A 16771-nucleotide genomic window follows, 5' to 3' on the forward strand; every position below is an offset into this window, starting at 1 on the left:
CCCGCTCTGGGCCGGTCACGCCTGACCAGTTACACCCCATCATGCCTGTTTCTTCACGGTGACCCTTGGATACCGTTCCCATATGGGCGCAATTTCTTGCGCTTGCTTTCCTGATACTATGCTCGGCGTTCTTCGCCATGGCCGAAACCGCCCTGATGGCGGCCAACCGCTACCGTTTGCGCCACCAGGCCAAGCGCGGCAGCCGGCGCGCCGTGGCCACCCTGTGGCTGCTGGACCGCACTGACAAGCTGCTGTCGCTGGTGCTGATCGCCAATACGCTGATCAACGCCACCGCCATCGCCCTGGTCACGGCCATCGTCATCCACACCTTCGGCTACGACGAATGGCTGATCGTGGCCTCCACCGCCTGCATGACGTTTTTGCTGGTGGTGTTCGCCGAGATTTCGCCGAAAATGATAGGCGCCACCTATCCCGAGCAGATCGCCCTGCCCACGGCCACCATCTTGCGGCCCATGATGGCGGCGGCCAAGCCGGTGATCTGGTTCACCAACCTGTTCGTGGGCGTGGTGCTCAGACTGTTCCGCATCAAGATGGGCACGCCGCTGCGCGACACCCGCCTGTCGCCCGAGGAGCTGCGCTCACTGGTGCTGGAAGGCGGCAACTTCATTCCGCAAAAGCATAAGAGCATCCTGCTCAACCTGTTCGACCTGGAAGCCATTTCGGTGGAGGACGTGATGACGCCGCGCGCCCAGATCGAGGCGCTGAACCTGGCCGCGCCGGTGGACGAGATCAAGCAGCAGCTGACCACCTGCTACCACAACAAGCTGCCGGTCTACGAAGGCGAGATCAACCAGATCATCGGCATCCTGCATGTGCGCAAGGCGATGGCGCTGCTGACCCAGGACGAGGAACTGAGCGCCGAACACTTCCGCGCGCTGCTGTCCGAGCCCTATTTCATTCCGCAGGACACCGGCGTGTTCGCCCAGCTGCAGTACTTCCAGGAGAACAAGGAACGCCTGGGCATCATCGTCGACGAGTACGGCGAAGTGCAGGGCCTGGTGACGCTGGACGATATCATCGAGGAAATGATCGGTGAATTTACGACATCAACGCCGGGCGCCGCACGCGCCGACAGCTTCAACTGGACCGCGTCCGGCGACTGCCTACTGGAGGGCACCACGGCCTTGCGTGACATCAATAAGCGTCTGGGATTAAACTTCCCGCTGGACGGGCCGAAAACATTGAATGGCGTGCTGCTCGAATATTTGCAGGAAATTCCGGAGGCGGCCATCAGCGTGCGGCTCGGCGGCTGCGTGGTGGAAGTGGTGCAAGTGCAGAACCAGGCCATCAAAGTCGTGAAATTGATACGGGCGGGCTAGGAAGGTGGCCCGCTAGCCGCGCACGGTACGCATCCCGCTTTACAAAAGTGATGCCCACGGGCATCATCCGGTGGATGGCCCCAGAGCCAGCCTCCTTATGTAGTCTTTCCTGACAGCGCGCTTCTATGGCAGCAGTTCAACCCAATACAGCGTCCAGCGCCCCCATGGCGGGACTGGCGCGGGCCTTGATGCAAGCCGGCCGGCTTACGCCCGCGCAGGCGGATGCGCTGCAAAAGAAGGCGCAGGCCGACAAGCTGCCGTTTATCGACACCTTGTTGGCCAGCAACACCATCCAGGCCCGCGAGCTGGCCTACTTCTGTTCGGAAACTTTCGCCTATCCGCTGATGGACCTGGCCGCGTTCAGCATCGACGCGCTGCCGCCCAAGATCATCGACGCCAAGCTGATGCAGACGCAGCGCGTGGTGGCGCTGGCCAAGCGCGGCAACAAGATGTCGGTGGCGATTTCGGACCCGACCAATATCCAGGCGCTGGACCAGATCAAGTTCCAGACCGAGTCCTCGGTGGAACCGGTGATCGTGGCGCACGACGCCCTGCTGGCCATGCTGGCCAGCCTGAACCGCAGCGCCGAGCAAAGCCTGACCGAGCTGGCCGGCGACGAGCAGGACATCCAGTTCGCCGAGGAGAACGAAGCCCCGTCGGCCGCCGCCGAGCAGGCCGCCAACGAGGTGGAAGACGCGCCCATCGTGCGCTTCCTCAACAAGATGCTGATGGACGCGGTGGGCATGGGCGCCTCGGACTTGCATTTTGAACCCTTCGAAAAGTTCTACCGCATCCGCTTCCGCGTGGACGGCGTGCTGCTCGAGCACGCGCAGCCGCCGGTGTCGATCAAGGACAAGCTGGTGTCGCGCATCAAGGTGCTGGCCAAGCTGGACATCTCGGAAAAGCGCGTGCCGCAGGACGGCCGCATGCGCCTGATCGTCTCGCCCACCAAGACCATCGACTTGCGCGTGTCCACGCTGCCCACGCTGTTCGGCGAAAAAACCGTGATGCGTATCCTGGACGCGACCCAGGCCCAGATGGGCATCGACTCGCTGGGCTACGACCCGGACCAGAAGGAAATCCTGCTGGAAGCCATCCAGCGCCCCTACGGCATGGTGCTGGTGACCGGGCCGACCGGCTCGGGCAAGACGGTGTCGCTGTACACCTGTTTGAACATCCTGAACAAGCCCGGCATCAACATCTCCACCGCCGAGGACCCGGCCGAGATCAACCTGCCGGGCGTGAACCAGGTGAACGTGAACGACCGCGCCGGACTGACTTTCCCGGTGGCGCTGAAATCCTTCCTGCGGCAGGATCCGGACATCATCATGGTGGGCGAGATCCGCGACCTGGAAACGGCCGACATCGCCATCAAGGCGGCGCAGACCGGCCACATGGTGTTTTCCACGCTGCACACCAACGACGCGCCGTCCACGCTGACGCGGCTGATGAATATGGGCGTGGCGCCGTTCAACATCGCCTCCTCGGTGGTGCTGATCACGGCGCAGCGCCTGGCGCGCCGCCTGTGCACCTGCAAGCAGCCGGTGGAGATCTCCAACGAGCTGCTGCTGAAGGCGGGCTACAAGCCGGAGGAGCTGGACGGCAGCTGGAAACCCTACGGCCCGGTGGGCTGCGAGCGCTGCAACGGCGGCGGCTACAAGGGCCGGGTCGGCATCTACCAGATCATGCCGATCACCCCGGCGATCGAGAGCATCATCCTGGCGCACGGCAACTCGATGCAGATTGCGGCCCAGTCGGAAAGCGAAGGCGTGAAGTCCTTGCGCCAGTCCGGCCTGGTCAAAGTGAAAAACGGGCTGACCAGCCTCGAGGAAGTCCTCGGCTGCACCAATGAATAGGAAGTAAATCATGGCCACAACCAGCACCCCGGGCAGCCCGGTCAAGGAATCGGTCTTCGCCTGGGAAGGCAAGGACAAAACCGGCAAGACCGTGCGCGGCGAACTGCGCGCCGGCGGCGAGGCCGTGGTCAACGTGACTCTGCGGCGCCAGGGCATCATGGTGACCAAGGTTAAGAAAAAGGTCTACCGCAGCGGCAAGAAGGTCAGCGAGAAGGATATTTCCCTGTTCACGCGCCAGCTGGCCACCATGATGAAGGCCGGCGTGCCGCTGCTGCAGTCCTTCGACATCGTCGGCAAGGGCCACGCCAACCCGTCGGTGGCCAAGCTGGTGATGGACCTGCGCGCCGACATCGAGACCGGCACCAGCCTGAACCAGGCTTTCCGCAAGTTCCCGCTGTATTTCGACCCGCTGTTCTGCAACCTGGTGGGCGCCGGCGAACAGGCCGGCATCCTGGAAGACCTGCTCACGCGGCTGGCCATCTACAAGGAAAAGACGCTGGCCATGAAGGGCAAGATCAAGTCCGCCCTGACCTACCCGGTGTCCATCCTGGGCGTGGCCTTCATCGTCACGGCCGTCATCATGATCTGGGTGGTGCCGGCGTTCAAGCAGGTGTTCGCCAGCTTCGGCGCCGACCTGCCCGCCCCCACCCTGGCGGTGATGGCGATCTCCGAATTTTTCGTGTCCTACTGGTATCTGATTTTCGGCGGCCTGTTCGGCTCGCTGTACTTCTTCTTCCAGGCCTGGAAGCGCTCGCCGCAGGTGCAGCGCTTCATGGACGTGACGCTGCTCAAGCTGCCGATCTTCGGCGAAGTGATACGCAAGGCCACCATCGCGCGCTGGACGCGCACGCTGGCCACCATGTTCGCCGCCGGCGTGCCGCTGGTGGAGTCGCTCGACTCGGTGGGCGGCGCCTCCGGCAACATCGTCTACCTGGAAGCGACGCGCCGCATCCAGAAGGAAGTGAGCACCGGCACCAGCCTGACCGTGGCCATGCAGAACGCCGACGTGTTCCCGAATATGGTGACGCAGATGGTGTCCATCGGCGAGGAGTCCGGCTCGCTGGACGCCATGCTGGGCAAGGTGGCCGACTTCTTCGAGGAGGAAGTGGACGAGGCCGTGGCCTCGCTGTCGAGCCTGATGGAGCCGCTGATCATGGTCATCCTGGGCGTGCTGATCGGCGGCTTGGTGATTGCCATGTATTTGCCGATCTTCAAGCTCGGTTCCGTGGTGTAAGAGCGCGGCGCCGCCATCACTGCGCCGCCCATCCCCCATCCATATTGAGCGCGGCGCCGCGGATCTGGTCGGCCGCCGCGCTGCACAGGAACATGGCCAGCGCGCCGATCTGCTCCGGCGTGGCGAATTCCTGCGAAGGCTGCTTTTCGCCCAACAGCTGGGCGCGCGCCTGGTCTGCGCTCAGGCCGGCGCGCGCGGCCAGGTCGTCGATCTGCTTCTGCACCAGCGGCGTCAGCACCCAGCCCGGGCAGATGGCGTTGCAGGTCACGCCGCTGCGCGCATTCTCCAGCGCCACCGCCTTGGTCAGTCCCACCACGCCATGCTTGGCCGCCACATAAGCCGATTTGTTCACCGACGCCACCAGCCCGTGCACCGAGGCCACGTTGATAATGCGTCCCCAGCCGCGCTGCTGCATCTGCGGCAGCGCCGCGCGGATGGCGTGGAAGTTGGACGACAGGTTGATGGCCATGATGCGGTCCCACTGCTCCAGCGGAAACTCGTGCACCGGCGCCGTGTACTGGATGCCGGCGTTGTTGACCAGGATATCGACCGCGCCGAAGGCCGCCGTGGCTTCGGCCACCATGGCGGCGATCTGCTCCGGCTGCGCCATGTCAGCCGCGCTGTGCCGCACCTGCACGCCCAGCGCGCGCAGTTCGGCGGCGATGGCCTCTATGGCGGCCGCGTCGCCGAAGCCGTTCAGCATGACGTTGGCCCCCTGCGCGGCCAGCGCGCGGGCGATGCCCAGGCCGATGCCGCTGGTGGAACCGGTGACGATGGCGGATTTATTGTTCAACATGGCAAGCTCCTTAGTAAATTCCGAACGCGTAGTAGGTGCCGATGACCACGAACACGGCCATGGTCTTGATGCAGGTGACGGCGAAGATGTCGCCGTAGGACACCTTGTGCGTCAGCCCGCTGACGGCCAGCAGGGTAATCACGGCGCCGTTGTGCGGCAGCGTGTCCATGCCGCCACTGGCCATGGCCGCCACCCGGTGCAGGACCTCCATCGGAATATGCGCAGCGGTGGCGGCCTGGATGAAGGTGTCCGACATGGCGGCCAGCGCAATGCTCATGCCGCCCGAGGCCGAACCCGTGATGCCGGCCAGCGAAGTGACCGCGATGGCTTCATTGACCAGCGGATTGGGCACGGCGCGCAGCGCGTCGGCCACCACCAGGAAGCCCGGCAGGCCGGCGATGACGGCGCCAAAGCCGTACTCGGAGGCGGTGTTCATGGACGCCAGCAACGCGCCCGAAATCGCCAGTTTGCTGCCCTCGGCGAAGCGGCGGCGCACGGTGCCGAAGGCCAGCAGCAGCACGCTGGCGATGCCCACCAGCAGCGCCGCTTCCACGGCCCAGATGGCCGCCACTTTCGACACTTCGGTCACGACGGGCTTGGCCGCGCCCGCCAGCTGCAGGCTGTGGCTCTTGCCGTAGTAGAGCGGAATCATCACGGTGAAGACCTTGTTCAGCACGCCCACCAGCACCAGCGGCAGCAGCGCCAGCAGCGGATGCGGCAGGGTCTGCTCCGTGAATTCCTCCGGCTCGTTGCTGTGGCCGGTGCCATAGCCTTCGCCCTTGGCCAGCGCCTGGCGGCGGCGCCATTCCAGGTAGCTCAGGCCCACCGCCAGGATGAACACCGAGCCGATCACGCCCAGCCAGGGCGCGGCCCAGGTATCGGTCTGGAAGAACGAGGTCGGAATGATGTTCTGGATCTGCGGCGTGCCGGGCAGCGCGTCCATGGTGAAGGTGAAGGCGCCCAGCGCAATGGTGCCGGGGATCAGACGCTTGGGGATATTGCTCTGCCTGAACATCTCGGCAGCGAAGGGATACACGGCGAACACCACCACGAACAGCGACACGCCGCCATAGGTCAGCACCGCGCATACCAGCACGATGGCCAGCATGGCGCGCTCGCGCCCCACCAGCCGGATAATCAGCGCCACGATGGACTTGGAAAAGCCGGACAGTTCGATCACCTTGCCGAACACCGCGCCCAGCAGGAAGACCGGGAAATACAGTTTGACGAAGCCCACCATCTTGTCCATGAAGACACTGGTGAACATGGGCGGCACTAGGCCGGGATCGGTCAGCAGCACGGCCAGCATGGCCGCCACCGGGGCAAACAGGATGACGCTGAAGCCGCGGTAGGCGACCACCATCAGGAAAACCAGCGCCAGCAGCACAATCAGAAAACTCATACACACTCCAAGGCATAACGTAGAACGTTGTCTAAAGCACTATCCATGCCTGGCGCATAAAGTCCTGAAAATTCAAGCAGTTAGATATAAGCGCTGGTGATGCCGGGGTAAGGCTGGAACGCATATTGTCTGGAAAAGCAGACAGACTACGCAAAACTACGCAGAAAAACGTCTGGAAATCCGGACATTCTGTACGGAATACTGGACAGTTCAGGCGGCCGGGGCCAGAATCAGCCTTTTTGCCGGGCCGCCGCAATGGACTTGATGCACTGGTTTACCGAAAACCCGGGCGCGGGCGGACTGCGCCACCTGGCCATTCCCAAGCTGCTGGAGCGGCTGGACGCGCTGTGCGAAGGCACCATCGCGGTCGACACCGAAGCCCGCATCGTCTGGTGCAACGATAAATACCTGCAAATGCTGGGCTACAGCGACCCGCAATCGCTGCTGGGCCGCGACGTGGAGGAGATCATCCCCAACAGCCTGATGCGCCAGGTGGTCAAGAGCGGCGAGCCCATCCTGCTGGACCTGATGGCCTTCGGCAGCGAAACCTTTGTGGTGTCGCGCCTGCCGCTGACAGGGCCGGACGGCAAGGTGATAGGCGCGGTCGGCATCTGCCTGTACGACAAGCTGCACCATTTGAAACCGCTGCTGGGCAAGTTCGCGCAGCTGCAGGACGAGCTGGCGGAAACCCGGCGCCTGCTGGTGCAGGACCGCCGTCCGCGCTACACCCTGGCCAGCTACGTGGGCAACAGCCCGGCCAGCCTGGACGTGAAACGCCAGGCGCGGCGCGCGGCGCAGCTGGGCAGCACCGTGCTGCTGCTGGGCGAAACCGGCACCGGCAAGGAGCTGCTGGCGCAGGCCATCCACGCCAGCTCGGCGCGCGCCAGCCAGCCCTTCATCGCCGTGAACGCCGCCGCCATTCCCGAAGCGCTGCTCGAGTCCGAGTTCTTCGGCGTCGCGCCGGGCGCCTACACCGGCGCCGACAAGCGCGGCCGCGACGGCAAGTTCAAGCTGGCGCACGGCGGCACCCTGTTCCTGGACGAAGTGGGCGACATGCCGCTGCAGATCCAGGCCAAGCTGCTGCGCGTGCTGCAGGAGCAGGAGGTGGAGCCGCTGGGCTCGAACAAGGTGATCAAGGTGGACGTGCGCATCATCGCCGCCACCAGCATCGACCTGGTGCAGGCGCTGGCGCAAGGCCGGCTGCGGCGCGACCTGTACTACCGCCTTAACGTTCTGTCGATCACACTGCCGCCGCTGCGCGAGCGCATCGCCGACCTGGAAGCGCTGTGCGAAGGCGCGCTCGAGCAGATCGCCGAGCGCACCGGCATGGCGCGGCGCGAGCTGACGCCGGGCGCCTTGCAGCGCCTGGGCGGCTACGACTGGCCCGGCAATGTGCGCGAGCTGCGCAATGTGCTGGAAAAGGCGGTGCTGCACAGCGACAACCGGCGCCTGGTGGCGGACGATTTCGACACCATCCTGCCCCGGCTGGCGGCGGCAAAAACAGGCGCGCCCGGCCTGGTGCAGCCGCTGGCGCAGGCGGTGGCGGCGGCCGAACGCGGCGCCATCGAAGCGGCGCTGGCGGCGGCCGGCGGCAAGAAAACCGAGGCCGCGCGCCTGCTCGGCATTTCGCGCGCCACGCTGTATGAAAAAATGGCGCTGCTGCAACTGTTTTGAGCCCCGCCCTGCCTTATACTGTCCCCACATAAAAACCAACGGAACCCTACCGATGCAGGATATCTTGCTGTTTGCCCCGCCCGCCACCCTGATCGCCGCCATCGCGGCCGGCATCTTCGGCCTGCTGATCGGCAGCTTCCTGAACGTCGTTATCCACCGCGTGCCCATCATGATGCAGCGCGAGTCGGATAACTACGTGGCGTCCGAAATGGGCAAGGAGCTGCCGCACACCGAACGCTACAACCTGGTGGTGCCGCGCTCGGCCTGCCCGCACTGCAAGCACCAGATCACCGCGCTGGAAAACATCCCCGTCGCCAGCTACCTGGTGCTGGGCGGGAAATGCAGCAACTGCAAGGCGCCGATCTCGCCGCGCTACCCCATCATCGAAGCGCTGACCGGCCTGCTGTCGGCGGCGCTGGTGTGGCAGTTCGGCAGCGGCTGGATGGGCCTGGCGACCCTGCTGTTCGCCTACATGCTCATCGCCATGACCTTTATCGACGCCGACACCCAGCTGCTGCCGGACGACCTGACGCTGCCGCTGCTGTGGGCCGGCCTGCTGATCAACATCAACGGCACCTTCGCGCCGCTGCAGGACGCGGTGATAGGCGCGGCGGCCGGCTACCTGGCGCTGTGGTCCATCTACTGGCTGTTCAAGCTGGCCACCGGCAAGGAAGGCATGGGCTACGGCGACTTCAAGCTGCTGGGCGCGCTGGGCGCCTGGCTGGGCTGGGCCACGCTGCCGACCATCATCCTGCTGTCGTCCGTGGTGGGCGCCGTGGTGGGCATCAGCCTGATGGTGTTTGCCAAGCGCGGCCGCAACAACCCGATACCCTTCGGCCCCTACCTGGCGGTGGCCGGCCTGATCACGCTGATGTACGGCGGCCCGCTGGCGGCCTTCACCTCCGGCGTGCTGGGCCATTAAGTGCACGGCGGCGTGGACACCAAATTCAGCGTCGGCCTGACCGGCGGCATCGGCAGCGGCAAGAGCGCGGTCGCCGCGCGCTTCGCCGCCCTGGGCGCCACCATCGTCGACACCGACCGCATCGCGCACAGCATGACGGTGGCCGGCGGCCCCGCCATGCCGGCCCTGGTGGCCGAATTCGGCCCCGAGTTCGCCAACGCCAGCGGCGCCATGGACCGCGCCCGCATGCGCGCGCTGGTGTTCGGCGACGCCACCGCCAAGGCCAGGCTGGAAGCCATTTTGCACCCCCTGATACGCAGCGCCGCCGAAGCGGCGGGCGCGGCCGCCACCGGCCCCTATGTGATCTACGACGTGCCCTTGCTGGTCGAGTCCGGCAGCTGGCGCAGCCGGGTGCAGCGCGTGCTGGTGGTGGACTGCCCGGAAGCGACCCAGGTGGCGCGCGTGATGGCGCGCAACCAGATGACGGCCAGCCAGGTGCAAGCCATTATGGCGGCGCAGGCGCCGCGCTCCGCACGATTGGCGGCAGCAGACGATATCATTAATAATGAGGGGGATTTAACCGCACTGGACCCGCAAATTGCGCGATTACACCATTTATACCTGGCATTTTCGGCAGGAACGATAACAATACCATCGCAACGTTTGTAATTTTGCTTCGCTTGGTTCAGAATCACGGAATTCTTTGCAGGCCCATCTATAGAGGGAAGTCATTTTGATTGTCTACGAATACCCTTTCAACGAGCGCATACGCACGTTGTTGCGGCTGGAAGACCTGTACGAGAAATTCAAGTTCTTTGTGCATCAAGAACACCCCATGCAGCACCACGTCGCGCTGGCCACGATCTTCGACATGCTCGAAGTGGCAGGCCGGGCGGACCTCAAGTCGGACCTGCTGCAGGAACTGGAGCGCCAGCGCCAGACATTGCTGAGCTACCGTTCCAATCCGAATGTACAGGCTGAAACGCTGGACGCCATCCTGTCCGAAGTGGACAGCGTGAGCAGCGCCCTGGTCGCCGCGCAAGGCAAAACCGGCCAGAACGTGCGCGACAACGAATGGCTGATGAGCATACGCGGCCGCACCATCATCCCCGGCGGCGCCTGCGAATTCGACCTGCCGTCCTATTACGCCTGGCAAAAGCGCAGCGCCGAGCAGCGCTTCAACGACATCGCCGGCTGGTTCGCCCCGCTGGCGCCGCTGTTCGACGCCCTGGCCCTGGTGCTGCGCCTGCTGCGCGACTCGGGCGGCCCGGTTAAAATGATCGCCAACGCCGGCAGCTACCAGCAAATGCTGCAAGGCAAGGTCTACCAGATGCTGCGGCTGACCCTGGATGAAAGCATGGGCGCGATACCGGAAATATCGGCCAATAAATATATGCTGTGGGTCCGGTTCACCACGCAAGGCGGCGATCTGAAACCCAAGCCGCTGGAAGAAGATGTACCATTCGAGCTCACGCTCTGTAATTTTTAAAGAATAGCCATGACCGTAGTTGATTGCCCGACCTGCTCCGCCAAAGTGGAGTGGAGTGAAAAAAACAAATACCGCCCCTTCTGTTCCGAACGGTGCAAACAAATCGACCTGGGCGCCTGGGCCGAGGAAAAATACGCCATTCCCGCCGCCCCGCCCCGCGATCCCCTCGACGAAGAATAAATCAGGGCAGCGCCGCCGGGTCGTGGCGGATCTGGTCCAGCCATTCGAGCAGCGGTATCGTGGCCGGCAGCAGCGGCTCCAGGCCGACCGTGCCCTGCCAGGCGAAAGCCTGCCCTTCCAGGCTTTGCGGCTCGCCGTGCCAGTCGCGGCTGATGTAGAAATGCAGCCGCACGTGGGCGTGCGGGTACACGTATTCCACGCCGCACCATTCCTGCGCGCTGTTGATCGTTAAACCCAGTTCTTCGACGAATTCGCGCTTGAGCGCTTCGAGCACCGTTTCGCCCGGATCGACTTTGCCGCCCGGGAATTCCCAGTAGCCGTCATAGGGCTTGCCCGCCGGGCGCTGGCCCAGCAGCACGTCGCCGTTCGGCTTGATCAGGATGCCGACCGCGACGTCCACCTTCGTATTGCTACCTGCTGCACTCATTCACTTGCTTTCTTCGGGGAGTTTGCCGGCGTAGTCCTTAGCGAATTGCCAGGCTACGCGGCCGGAACGCGAACCGCGCTGCAAGGCCCAGCGCAGGGCGTCGCCGCGCGCCGCTTCCACCTGCCCAGGCGTGCAGCCGAAGCCGGCCAGCCAGTGGGCGCAGATGTCGAGGTAGTCGTCCTGCTTGAAGGCGTAGAACGACAGCCACAGGCCGAAGCGCTCGGACAGCGAGATCTTCTCTTCCACCGTCTCGCCCGGATGCAGGTCGCCGTCCTCGTCGTGCTTGTAGCTCATATTGTCGGCCATGCGCTCCGGCATCAGGTGGCGCCGGTTGGAGGTGGCGTAGATCAGCACGTTGTTGGACTGGGCCGCGATGGAGCCGTCCAGCGCCACTTTCAGCGCCTTGTAGCCGCTCTCGCCTTCCTCGAACGACAGGTCGTCGCAGAAGATGATAAAGCGCTCGGGCCGGCCCGCCACCAGGTCCACGATGTCCGGCAGCTCGGCCAGGTCGGCCTTGTCGACTTCGATCAAGCGCAGCCCATCTTTCGCGAACTGGTTCAAACAGGCCTTGATCAGCGACGATTTGCCGGTGCCGCGTGCGCCCGTCAGCAGCACGTTGTTGGCCGGGCGGCCGGACACGAACTGGCGCGTATTCTGCTCGATGGCGGCTTTTTGCGGGGCGATGTTGTGCAGATCGTCCAGCGCGATGCTGGACACGTGCGCCACCGCCTGCAAATGGCTGACGCCGCCGTTCCGGCGCCGCCAGCGGTAGGCGTAGCCCAGCTTCCAGTCCGGCTCGCGCGGGGCCTGCGGCAGGATGGCCTCCACCCTTTGCAGCAGGGCCTCGGCGCGCACCAGGAATTGTTCGAGGGGCGTTGCCATCTCAGGAACGGTAGTCGGCGTTGATGCTGACGTAATCGTGCGACAGGTCGCAGGTGTACACGGTGGCCGCCGCATCGCCGCGCGCCAGCTTCACGCGCACCGCGATTTCGCTCTGCTTCATCACGCGCTGGCCGTCTTCTTCCTTGTAGTCCGGGTTGCGGCCGCCGTTCTTGGCCACCCACACGTCGTCCAGGTAGAGGTTGAGCTTGCTCACGTCCAGGTCGTCCACGCCGGCGTAGCCGATGGCGGCCAGGATGCGGCCCAGGTTGGGGTCGGAGGCGAAGAAGGCGGTTTTCACCAGCGGCGAGTGGGCGATGGAGTACGCGATCTTGCGGCATTCTTCCATGTTCTTGCCGTCTTCCACCGTGATCGTCATGAACTTGGTGGCGCCTTCGCCGTCGCGGATGATGGCTTGCGCGAGGAAGACCGACAGCTCGGTGACGGCGGCGGCCAGCGCCTGGTATTCCGGCGAGTCGACCGAGTTCACTTCCAGCGTGCCGGCGCCGGTGGCGACCAGCATGAAGGAGTCGTTGGTGGAGGTGTCGCCGTCGATGGTGATGCAGTTGAAGGACTGGTCGGCGGCCTGCTTGACCAGCACGTCCAGCACCGGCTGCGCCACTTTGGCGTCGAAGGCCAGGAAGCCCAGCATGGTGGCCATGTTCGGCTTGATCATGCCGGCGCCCTTGGAGATGCCGGTCAGCGTGACCTTGTGGCCGGCGATGTCCACCGTGCGCGAGCCGGCTTTCGGCTGCGTGTCGGTGGTCATGATGGCTTCGGCGGCGTTGAACCAGTTGTCGGCGGTCAGGTTGGCGACGGCGCTCGGCAGGCCGGCCACGATGCGGTCCACCGGCAGCGGCTCGAGGATCACGCCGGTCGAGAACGGCAGGATCTGGCCCGCTTCGCAGCCCAGCAGCTCAGCCAGCGCCGAGCAGCTCTGCTGCGCGCGCGCCAGGCCTTCTTCGCCGGTGCCGGCGTTGGCGTTGCCGGTGTTGACCATCAGTGCGCGGATGGGCGCAGCGCCGGCGTTGACGGCCGCCAGGTTGGCCTTCGAGATCTGCACCGGCGCGGCGCAGAAGCGGTTCAGCGTGAACACGCCGGCCACGGTGGCGCCCGGCGCCAGGCGCAGCACCAGCAAGTCCTTGCGGTTCGGCTTTTTGATGCCGGCTTCGGCAAAACCGATCTCGATACCGGCAACCGGCTTCAGATCTGCAGCGACAGGAATGGGGGAATTGACGGCCATGTGGGTTCTCGGGCTAGTGTAAGGGAAGCCGTTATTGTAATGCCTGTTGCCAGCGCACGCGGATTACTACTTTCGGTTAAAAGCCCGCGCCCAACTGTTTTTCTTGAAAATCCGAAAGTTCGGCCAATAAGCACAAAAACTTGCCTAATTATTCATAAATCCATACTAAAAAGCGACAAAAATCTAGAGGCTTTGTTCAGTACAACGTTTTCATAATCATGCCTTGAAGAAAATTCATCTAAGGTAGGCCACGCATGCGGCGCTACGGGCTGGCCGCTCTTTTGAAAAATAAAGTGATTGGAATCCTTACCGATGAAAAAGCAACTTCTAGTAGCATCCGTGCTCGCTGCCTGCAGCGCCATGCAGGCCCAGGCCGGCTCGCTGGACGACGGCAACCTGAGCATCAGCGGTTTCGGCACCCTGGCCGTGGCCAAGAGCGACACCGACAGCGCCCAGTTCGCGCGCTACAACCAGGCCACCGGCGTGGGCGACAGCCCGCGCATCGGCCTGGACAGCAACCTCGGCCTGCAAGCAAGCTACAAGATCAACGACTGGCTGTCCGGCACCGCGCAGGTGCTGACGCGCAAGAACACCAGCCCCAGCTTCACCAGCGACCTGACCTGGGCCTTCCTGAAAGTGAAGGTCAACGACGAGATCAGCGTGCGCGTGGGCCGCATGGTGATGCCGGCCTTCCTGATTTCCGACTACCAGAACGTGGGCTACGCCAACACCATGATGCGGCCGCCGATTGAAGTCTACGGCCAGGACCCGATCGAAAACGTGGACGGCGTGGACCTGAACTACCAGCACGCCTTCGGCGACACCAACTTCACCGCGCAGGCCTTCGCCGGCTCCAGCCGCGGCAAGCTGTTCGTGCCGACCGCCGGCGGCTCCGTGGCCAAGTACCGCGCGCCGGCCCAGGGCGTGAGCCTGGCCCTCGAGCACGGCCCCGTGACCGTGCGCCTGGGCCATCTGCGCGCCGAACTGAACAGCGACAACCTGCTGCCGATCAACAGCCTGGCCGCCACCCTGAAGCAAGCGGGCTTCGGCCAGCTGGGCCAGGACCTGGGCATCGTCGAGGGCAAGAAGATGAGCTTCACCTCGCTGGGCCTGGCGCTGGACTGGAACAATATCGTGGTCCAGACCGAATATGCGATGCGCCGCGCGCACGACCCGGTGTACATCCCGGAAACCAATTCCTGGTACGCCATGGGCGCCTACCGCTTCGGCAAAGTGCTGCCTTACTTCGCGCACGCGGCCAGCAAGGGCGCCGGCAGCTCCATCACCGTGCCGGCCGCGCTGGCCAAGATCCCTGCGCTGAACGCCGCCGTCACCAACCTGCTGATCTCGCCCGAGCAGTCGACCAACCTGGCCGGCGTGCGCTGGGACTTCGCCAAGTCGATCGCGCTCAAGGTGCAGGTGGACCGCGTCAAGCCCAAGGTCAAGTCGGGCCAGCTGATCTTCACGCCCGCCGCCGGCCAGAAAGACAGCGTGACCGTGGTCGCAGCCGGTCTGGATTTCGTATTCTAAGGTGACTTCATGAAAAAATTGCTCCCTGCCCTGCTTCTGGCCGCCTCCGGCGCCGCCGCCTTGCCCGCGTCCGCCGAAACGGTCGTCATCGTCAACAAGGCCAATCCGGCCACCCGCATGTTCTCCGAACAGGCGTCCCAGTTCTTCCTCGGCAAATCGACCATGTTCACCCCGGTGGACCAGGCCGAAGGCTCGCACATCCGCAACGAGTTCTACCAGAAGGTGGCGGACAAGGATGCGGCCCAGGTCAAGGCCATCTGGTCCAAGCTGGTGTTCACCGGCAAGGCCACGCCGCCCAAGGAATACAAATCCAACGCAGACGTCAAGAAGGCCGTGGCCGACGATCCGAAAGCCATCGGCTACATCGACAAGTCGGCCGTGGACGATACCGTCAAGGTCATCCTGACGCTGCCGTAAGCAGCGGCATGCCCGCGCAGCGCCCGCCCGAGCAATCCGGCGGGCGTTTTTCATCGTTGAGAAAAAACCACATCCGCCCCCGCTCCCCGCAAGTCTTTAATGCCTCCGAGAAAAATTTAGACTAAGGTGAACTACCGCGCCAGCCGGGCGCAGCCAACGAGAGCGAGGCCGGAATGAAAAGAACCCTCCATGTGTGCACCACCCTGGCCGCCCTGGCCCTGCTGCAGGCGCAGGCCCAGGCCGCGCTGGTGGACGACGGCAAGCTCAGCATCAGCGGCTTCGGCACGCTGGGCGTGGCCAAGAGCGACACCGACGTGGCCAAGTTCGCCCGCTACAACCAGGCCACCGGCGTGGGCGACAGCTGGCGCCTCGGCCTGGACACCAACCTCGGCCTGCAAGCGAGCTACAAGGTCAGCGAGCAGCTGTCCGGCACCGTGCAGGTGCTCACGCGCAAGAACACCAGCACCAGCTTCACCACCGACCTGACCTGGGCCTTCCTCAAGTACAAGGCCAGCGACGAGCTCAGCGTGCGCGCCGGCCGGGTCCAGATGCCCACCTTCTTGATTTCCGACTATCAGAACGTGGGCTACGCCAACACCATGATGCGGCCGCCCATCGAGCTGTACGGCCAGGTGCCGATCGAAAACCTGGACGGCGTGGACGTCAACTACCAGCATGCCTTCGGCGACACCAATTTCACGGCCCAGGCCGCCGTAGGCTCGGCGCGCGGCAAGCTGTTCGTGGCGGCGGCGGCCACGGTGGCGCACTACCGCGCGCCCAGCCACGGCATCAGCCTGTCGGTCGAACACGGTCCGCTGATGCTGCGCTACGCCCACCTGCAGGCCAAGATGAACAGCGACGACGTAACCCCGGTCAACACCCTGGCCAACACCCTGGCCGCCGTCGGCTTCGCCCAGCTGGGCCGCGACATCGGCTTTATCGGGGGCAAAAAGATCAAGTTCGACGCGCTCGGCGCCACGCTGGACTGGAACAACCTGCTGCTGCAGGCCGAGTTCGGCAAGCGCCGCTCGGTCGATCCGATCTACGTCGCCCAGACCGACGCCTGGTATGTGCTGGCCGGCTACCGCATCGGCGCCTTCCTGCCCTATTACGCGCACGCCAGCTACAAGGGCAAGGGCACTTCGGTGACGCTGCCGGCCAACTTCCCCGCCAGCGGCGCGCTGTCGAACGCCGTGCGCGGCCTGCTCACGCCGGCCGAGCAGGACTCCAACCTGGTCGGCCTGCGCTGGAACTTCGCCAGCGCCGCCGCGCTCAAGCTGCAGATCGACCAGGTCAAGCCCAAGGCCCGCACCGGCTCGCTGATCTTCGGCCCGGCCGCCGGCATGAAGGACAAGGTGACGGTGTTCGGCGCCACGCTGGACTATGTGTTCTGACCGGGAGGC

At 64.5% G+C, this 16771-nt stretch carries 16 protein-coding genes; 11 read left to right on the forward strand and 5 right to left on the reverse strand.

Features of this window, described 5'->3' with window-relative positions:
* The first annotated feature begins 65 nt into the window (after positions 1-65).
* The 3 genes from AC07S4_RS08455 (at position 66) to AC07S4_RS08465 (ending at position 4430) form a co-directional block, all read left to right on the forward strand.
* The gene (locus AC07S4_RS08455; protein WP_494986216.1) at positions 66-1340 is read left to right on the forward strand and encodes an HlyC/CorC family transporter; all 1275 of its coding nucleotides are present in this window, start codon (positions 66-68) and stop codon (positions 1338-1340) included.
* A 125-nt stretch (positions 1341-1465) separates the two neighbouring features.
* On the forward strand, positions 1466-3196 hold the full coding sequence (pilB, locus tag AC07S4_RS08460) for a type IV-A pilus assembly ATPase PilB (RefSeq protein ID WP_494986217.1): 1731 nt from the start codon (positions 1466-1468) through the stop codon (positions 3194-3196).
* Positions 3197-3206: 10 nt separating this feature from the next.
* Positions 3207-4430: a type II secretion system F family protein gene (locus AC07S4_RS08465; protein WP_494986218.1), complete on the forward strand. Its 1224-nt coding sequence runs from the start codon at positions 3207-3209 to the stop codon at positions 4428-4430.
* Positions 4431-4446: 16 nt separating this feature from the next.
* Here AC07S4_RS08465 and AC07S4_RS08470 read toward each other — a convergent pair whose 3' ends face one another.
* Together AC07S4_RS08470 and AC07S4_RS08475 are read right to left on the reverse strand one after the other, a co-directional pair.
* Entirely contained in the window at positions 4447-5226 is a 780-nt protein-coding gene (locus AC07S4_RS08470; protein WP_494986219.1) for a 3-hydroxybutyrate dehydrogenase, read from the reverse strand.
* Positions 5227-5236: 10 nt separating this feature from the next.
* The gene (locus AC07S4_RS08475) at positions 5237-6628 is read right to left on the reverse strand and encodes a GntP family permease (RefSeq protein ID WP_494986220.1); all 1392 of its coding nucleotides are present in this window, start codon (positions 6626-6628) and stop codon (positions 5237-5239) included.
* Between the two features lie 264 nt (positions 6629-6892).
* Here AC07S4_RS08475 and AC07S4_RS08480 point away from each other — a divergent pair, with 264 nt between their 5' ends.
* From AC07S4_RS08480 to yacG, 5 genes are all read left to right on the forward strand, one after another.
* Positions 6893-8302, forward strand: a complete 1410-nt coding sequence (locus AC07S4_RS08480; protein WP_494986221.1) for a sigma-54 interaction domain-containing protein — start codon at positions 6893-6895, stop codon at positions 8300-8302.
* Between the two features lie 52 nt (positions 8303-8354).
* The gene (locus AC07S4_RS08485; protein ID WP_494986222.1) at positions 8355-9224 is read left to right on the forward strand and encodes a prepilin peptidase; all 870 of its coding nucleotides are present in this window, start codon (positions 8355-8357) and stop codon (positions 9222-9224) included.
* Between the two features lie 12 nt (positions 9225-9236).
* Complete coding sequence (gene coaE / locus AC07S4_RS08490) at positions 9237-9872, forward strand: dephospho-CoA kinase (protein WP_494986223.1); 636 nt, start codon at positions 9237-9239, stop codon at positions 9870-9872.
* Between the two features lie 64 nt (positions 9873-9936).
* The gene (gene zapD, locus AC07S4_RS08495) at positions 9937-10692 is read left to right on the forward strand and encodes a cell division protein ZapD (protein WP_228895110.1); all 756 of its coding nucleotides are present in this window, start codon (positions 9937-9939) and stop codon (positions 10690-10692) included.
* A gap of 9 nt (positions 10693-10701) precedes the next feature.
* Positions 10702-10872, forward strand: coding sequence for a DNA gyrase inhibitor YacG (yacG, locus tag AC07S4_RS08500; RefSeq protein ID WP_494986224.1), 171 nt, complete (start codon positions 10702-10704; stop codon positions 10870-10872).
* Position 10873: 1 nt separating this feature from the next.
* Here the strand turns inward: yacG and mutT are convergent, their stop codons facing one another.
* Genes mutT through argJ form a run of 3 tightly spaced genes read right to left on the reverse strand, consistent with a single transcriptional unit; the run spans position 10874 to position 13421 of the window.
* Positions 10874-11299, reverse strand: a complete 426-nt coding sequence (gene mutT / locus AC07S4_RS08505; protein ID WP_494986225.1) for an 8-oxo-dGTP diphosphatase MutT — start codon at positions 11297-11299, stop codon at positions 10874-10876.
* Complete coding sequence (locus AC07S4_RS08510) at positions 11300-12181, reverse strand: ATP-binding protein (protein WP_494986226.1); 882 nt, start codon at positions 12179-12181, stop codon at positions 11300-11302.
* Between the two features lies 1 nt (position 12182).
* Complete coding sequence (gene argJ / locus AC07S4_RS08515) at positions 12183-13421, reverse strand: bifunctional glutamate N-acetyltransferase/amino-acid acetyltransferase ArgJ (RefSeq protein WP_494986227.1); 1239 nt, start codon at positions 13419-13421, stop codon at positions 12183-12185.
* Positions 13422-13733: 312 nt separating this feature from the next.
* On the opposite strand from argJ, the gene AC07S4_RS08520 reads away from it, so the two are divergent.
* The 3 genes from AC07S4_RS08520 to AC07S4_RS08530 all read left to right on the forward strand — a co-directional run bounded on the left by AC07S4_RS08520 (position 13734) and on the right by AC07S4_RS08530 (position 16762).
* Positions 13734-14951: a porin gene (locus AC07S4_RS08520; RefSeq protein ID WP_494986228.1), complete on the forward strand. Its 1218-nt coding sequence runs from the start codon at positions 13734-13736 to the stop codon at positions 14949-14951.
* Between the two features lie 9 nt (positions 14952-14960).
* Positions 14961-15368 carry a type 2 periplasmic-binding domain-containing protein gene (locus AC07S4_RS08525; protein ID WP_494986229.1) on the forward strand — a complete coding sequence of 136 codons (408 nt, stop codon included), beginning with the start codon at positions 14961-14963 and terminating at the stop codon, positions 15366-15368.
* 173 nt (positions 15369-15541) lie between these two features.
* Positions 15542-16762 (forward strand): porin, encoded by a 1221-nt coding sequence (locus AC07S4_RS08530; RefSeq protein WP_494986230.1) that lies wholly within the window; start codon positions 15542-15544, stop codon positions 16760-16762.
* The last annotated feature ends 9 nt before the right edge of the window (positions 16763-16771 follow it).

Source organism: Pseudoduganella sp. GW821-FHT05F09 (genome assembly GCF_059419605.1).